Here is a 5,254-nt window from a genome sequence, read left to right on the forward strand (position 1 = left end):
GATTTTAATTAGGGACACTCCCCATATTCCCTACTTCTTTGGAGGTCGACCTGGCTTTTTCGGTCGTAGAGACTTGCCAAGTCTGAATTCCATCTCGTCAATAAATGTTTCCGACCCAAAAGGCCGCCCGGTTGCGGTTGCTCTGCGGATGGCATTATCCGTTCCAGTATCGACATTTTTTACAAAGTTTACATAGGATTCAAGATCACCCGAGCCAAGCCAGGATAGTTCGGACAACAATGAGTCATCCGTCCCCAGCAAATGAGCTTTGGCACTGGACCATGGATATTCTTCTGCCCTATCAACCAAACCGGCGTTTACAGGATTACATTCAATATACCGGGCAACCGCCCATAGATATTTGTTATTTTCAACGATACAAGAAAAAAAACGGTTTTGCCAGATGCGCCCGGATTGCCTCAGCTTACGATTTAGATACTGAGTATAAACCTGATTTGTCAGACCGATTCCACGCGCCAGAGATTGCTCGCTTTCCGGCACAGCTAACAAATGCAGGTGATTATCCATCAGGCAGTATGCCCAGATTTTCATGGAGTATTTCTGTGCATATTGCGACAAGAGTTTCAGGTAGGTTTGACGATCATCGTCATCAAAAAAGACATCTGAGCGGTTATTGCCCCGCTGGGTAATATGGTGGGGATAACCGGGAGCTATAATGCGGGCGATTCTCGGCATGTGGGAATGATACGACAGAAGGACGAATAGTGCAAGAAAAAATATGGGAAGTGTCCCTATTTTTCCTATTTTTCCGTCCCTATTTTTCCGACTTTACAGCCCACCAAACACAAATTCCGCAGCCACCTTGATCTAAGTCAATGCTTTCTCTTATGCTATGCAGTAGTTTAAACCCAAGCTGAAGCCAAAGGAGAAAATGCAAATGGAATGGCAGCCTGAAGCTGAAAAGAAATTATCCCGCAGTCCTTTTTTCATCCGTAAAAAGATACGTGCCATGGTTGAGGCGGAAGCAAACCGCCAGCAGGCAGCCATCGTTACGGTCAAACACCTGGAGGAGTGCCGGCACAATTTCCTCTCTGGAAAACAACAGAACCAGCTGCAACTGCCGGGGTACAGTATCGAAACCTGCATGGGCAGCGATGGCTGTCCATACAACCTTATTGATGACTATCAACTGGTTAAACAGCTGGAAACGCTACTGGCCGGCCGCGACCTGCCCACTTTTTTCCGGCAGAAAATCAAGGGACCACTCAAATTCCATCACCAGTTCAGCATAGTTATCGCCGGCTGCCCCAATGCCTGTTCCCGCCCCCAGATCGCTGACCTTGGCATCATCAGCATTTCTCAACCACAGATTACCGAAGAACCATGCAGTGGCTGTGGCACTTGTGTGGAGAACTGCCCTGATCAGGCAATCACCCTGGATAAAGATGGTCTGAGCCCAACCATTTCCACCCCACCCTGTCTTTCCTGCGGCCAGTGCATCACCGTTTGTCCCACCGGCACCATCAGTGAATCCATTCGGGGATTTCGCCTCCTGGTGGGCGGCAAACTGGGACGACATCCCCAGCTGGGTCAGAAATTGCCCGGCATCTACTCAGCCAGTGAAACTCTGGTTATGACTAAAAAATGTCTGGATATTTTCCAGCAACATAATCAACATGGCGAACGGTTCGGCGAGGTGCTTAAGCACACCGATACCGACCTCAGAATTTCCGGAAAATAATTTTTAAAAAAATCTTGTTCTCTTGACTTAAGTCATGGATATGAAGTTGACGAAACGATATAAACAGGATTATATTAATAAAGAATAGACAACAACCCCATACGGGAAAGGAGATCACCATGTTTTGTTTTCAATGTCAGGAAACAGCCAAAAACCAGGGCTGCACCATCAAGGGCGTCTGTGGTAAACCGGAAGAGACCGCTAACCTGCAGGACCTTTTAATTCATGTATTAAAAGGAATCGCCGTCTACGGCGACAAGTTAAAAGAGTTTAATGTCCTGGATAAGGAAACCAGCCTGTTTGTGGCTAAAGCCCTGTTTGCCACTATTACCAACGCCGGCTGGGACGATGACCGTTTCGTCGCCATGATTAAAGAGGGCTTGAAGCGCCGGGATCAGTTGCGGGACAAATTTCTGGCAGCTTATAAGGAAAAAAACAGCAAGGAATTTGCTGAAGCTTTGCCGGATGCGGCCACCTGGTTTGCCGATAATCCGGCTGAATTTGCTGAAAAAGCCAAAACAGTCGGCGTTCTGGCCACTGAAAATGAGGATGTGAGATCTTTACGGGAGCTGTTGATCATCGGCCTCAAGGGGGTCGCCGCCTATGCCGACCACGCCGCCATCCTGGGATTTGAGCAGGACGATATCTATCAGTTCATCATGGAAGCAATGGCCTCCACCACCAAAGACTTGTCAGTAGACGAAATGGTCGGGCTGGTGATGAAAGCCGGGGAAACGGCAGTCAATACCATGGCCCTGCTGGACAAGGCCAACACTTCAACCTATGGTCATCCGGAGATTTCCGAGGTCAATATAGGGGTGCGCGGCAATCCCGGCATTCTGATCAGCGGCCATGATCTGAAAGATATGGAAGAGCTGCTCAAACAGACCGAGGGTACCGGCATCGATGTCTATACCCACGGTGAAATGCTACCGGCCAACTACTATCCGGCTTTCAAAAAGTATGATCATTTCGTCGGCAATTATGGCAGCTCCTGGTGGCACCAGAACAAGGAATTCGAATCTTTCAACGGGCCAATCCTGCTGACCACCAACTGCCTGGTACCACTGAAAAAAGAAAACACCTATCTGGACCGGCTGTTCACCACCGGTGTCGTCAGTTATGTGGGAGCTAGCCATGTTCCTGACCGAGCCGCCGGCGGCACCAAAGATTTTTCCGCGCTCATCGAACGGGCCAAGCAATGCGGCGCGCCGACCGAAATCGAAACCGGCACCATAGTCGGCGGTTTCGCCCATAACCAGGTACTCGCCCTGGCCGATAAGGTTGTGGAGGCAGTCAAAGCCGGCGCTGTCAAGCGTTTCGTGGTCATGGCCGGCTGCGACGGTCGCCAGAAATCCAGAAGCTACTATACGGAAGTGGCTGAAAAACTGCCCAAGGACACGATCATCCTGACCGCCGGCTGTGCCAAATACCGCTACAACAAGCTGAATCTTGGCGACATCGGCGGTATCCCCCGCGTCCTTGATGCCGGGCAGTGCAACGACTGTTATTCCCTGGCGGTCATCGCCCTGAAACTGAAAGAAGTTTTCGGCCTTGACGACATCAATGATCTGCCTATTTCATACGACATCGCCTGGTACGAGCAGAAGGCAGTTGCCGTCCTGCTGGCGCTCTTGTTTCTCGGCGTCAAGGGCATCCGCTTGGGGCCAACCCTGCCGGCCTTTCTTTCTCCGGCAGTGGTCAAGGTTCTGGTGGAAAATTTCAATATCAAAGCTATTGACACGGTGGGAACAGACATCGCCGCGATGATGAAAGGCGAATAATCCATTATTAACCACAGCCCGGCGGCCATCTATCGGCCGCCGGGGGTATTAGGAGACGAGCATGAAGTGCCCCGGCCAGGATACCCGTTACTGGAAACACGATGCCATTTTTGATGTTCCCTGCCCCAACTGCGGCCAGATGCTGGAATTTTTTAAGGACCAGACCACTATCCGCTGCAAAGGCTGCGGCAAACAGATTATCAATCCAAAAATGGATTTTGGCTGTGCCTCCTATTGCCAGTATGCTGAACAGTGTCTGGGAGAGCTGCCACCGGAGCTGCTGGCCAAACGGGATGATCTCCTGAAAGATCGGGTAGCCATCCAGATTAAAAATTACTTCAAAAAGGATTTCAAACGTATCGGCCATACCACCAAGGTTGCCAGATACGCGGGAAAAATAGTTCAGCCGGAAGGTGGCGTTCCTGCCATTGTCCTTTGCGCTGCTTACTTGCTGGACATCGGCGCCAAGGAAGCGGAACAGAAATATGGTGATGCCAGTGACGCCCACCTGGAAACAGAAGGACCGGCGGTAGCCCGCAAGATGCTCACCGACCTGAAAGCTAAAGAACCGATCATAGATGAAGTATGTGATATTATAGGTCACCGGCAGCCACGGGCGGAAGAAACCGTTAATTACCGGTGCGTTTATGATGCCGAACAGCTGGTCAAGCTGATGGAAGCCCAGAAAGAAGAACAACTGGCCGCGGAGGCCCTGGAAGCTCTGATCGATAAAAACATGATGACCGAAACCGGACGGCAGTTAGCCAAAACCATTTTGCTGGCTGATAAATAATCACCCCTCAGTCTTTATGGAGAGAGAAAAATGAAAGTTTTACGAAAAATCATCGAAATAAATGAGGATCTTTGCGACGGCTGCGGCGTCTGTGTGCCGGCCTGTGAAGAAGGGGCCATCCAGATTATTGACGGCAAAGCCCGGGTAGTAGCGGAAAAATATTGTGATGGTCTGGGAGCCTGTCTTGGGGAATGCCCCCAGGGGGCGATCACCATCATTGAACGGGTTGCCGAGGATTTTGACCCGGAAGCAGTGGAAGAGTACTTGCAAAATCTCGAATCATCAGGCCCGGCAGTTGAAACCCTGGCCTGTGGCTGCCCATCGACCCAAATGCAAAGCTTTAAAACGGCATCGGCCTGTCAGGAAGCTAATCAACCCCCAAATCAAACAGCGGCCCATTCCGCCCTTGGCCATTGGCCGGTACAGATTAAATTGATCCCTCCCCATGCCCCTTTTCTCCAACATGCCGACCTGCTGATCCTGGCGGACTGCGCCGCGGTAGCCTATGCCGGGCTGCACCAGGAACTGTTGAAAGACCGGGTAGTGATGATGGGCTGCCCGAAGTTTGACGATGTAGAGGAATACGTGGAAAGATTTAGCGAAATCTTCAAAAAGAATGACGTTAACAGCATCACCACGGTGATCATGGAAGTTCCCTGCTGTTCCGGCCTGCCGATGATGGTCAAAAACGGCCTGGAGGCCGCCGGCAAAAGTCTGCCGATCAAGAAGATTGTCATCGGCACGAACGGTAAGCGGCTGAAAGAGGAAACCATCTGAAACACCATGGTTTACACCGCGGTCAGCAAAAAGGATATCCATACGACGGCTAAGGCGGGCTACGCCCGCAACCCAAATTAAGCTGTCAGGATGTTCCGGCATGGCTCTCGCTCATTCTCGCCGGCCGTCCATGGCCGGCTTCCGAGGCGTCCGCCGCGAATCACATCGTGTGATTCGTTCGGCGGCCAATACCGCTAT

General features: G+C 51.0%; 5 protein-coding genes. 4 read left to right on the forward strand and 1 reads right to left on the reverse strand.

Going from position 1 to position 5,254, the window contains the following annotated elements:
- Positions 1-30: 30 nt before the first annotated feature.
- Positions 31-696: a transposase gene (locus U9P07_11115; GenBank protein MEA2109957.1), complete on the reverse strand. Its 666-nt coding sequence runs from the start codon at positions 694-696 to the stop codon at positions 31-33.
- A gap of 202 nt (positions 697-898) precedes the next feature.
- On the opposite strand from U9P07_11115, the gene U9P07_11120 reads away from it, so the two are divergent.
- The 4 genes from U9P07_11120 (at position 899) to U9P07_11135 (ending at position 5,056) form a co-directional block, all read left to right on the forward strand.
- Positions 899-1,702: a 4Fe-4S binding protein gene (locus U9P07_11120; GenBank protein MEA2109958.1), complete on the forward strand. Its 804-nt coding sequence runs from the start codon at positions 899-901 to the stop codon at positions 1,700-1,702.
- A 119-nt stretch (positions 1,703-1,821) separates the two neighbouring features.
- Complete coding sequence (gene hcp / locus U9P07_11125) at positions 1,822-3,486, forward strand: hydroxylamine reductase (protein MEA2109959.1); 1,665 nt, start codon at positions 1,822-1,824, stop codon at positions 3,484-3,486.
- 61 nt (positions 3,487-3,547) lie between these two features.
- Entirely contained in the window at positions 3,548-4,279 is a 732-nt protein-coding gene (locus U9P07_11130; protein MEA2109960.1) for a phosphohydrolase, read from the forward strand.
- A 30-nt stretch (positions 4,280-4,309) separates the two neighbouring features.
- Positions 4,310-5,056, forward strand: a complete 747-nt coding sequence (locus U9P07_11135; GenBank protein ID MEA2109961.1) for a 4Fe-4S binding protein — start codon at positions 4,310-4,312, stop codon at positions 5,054-5,056.
- Positions 5,057-5,254 lie beyond the last annotated feature (198 nt).

It is taken from the genome of Pseudomonadota bacterium, assembly GCA_034660915.1.
Lineage (GTDB): Bacteria > Desulfobacterota > Anaeroferrophillalia > Anaeroferrophillales > Anaeroferrophillaceae > DQWO01.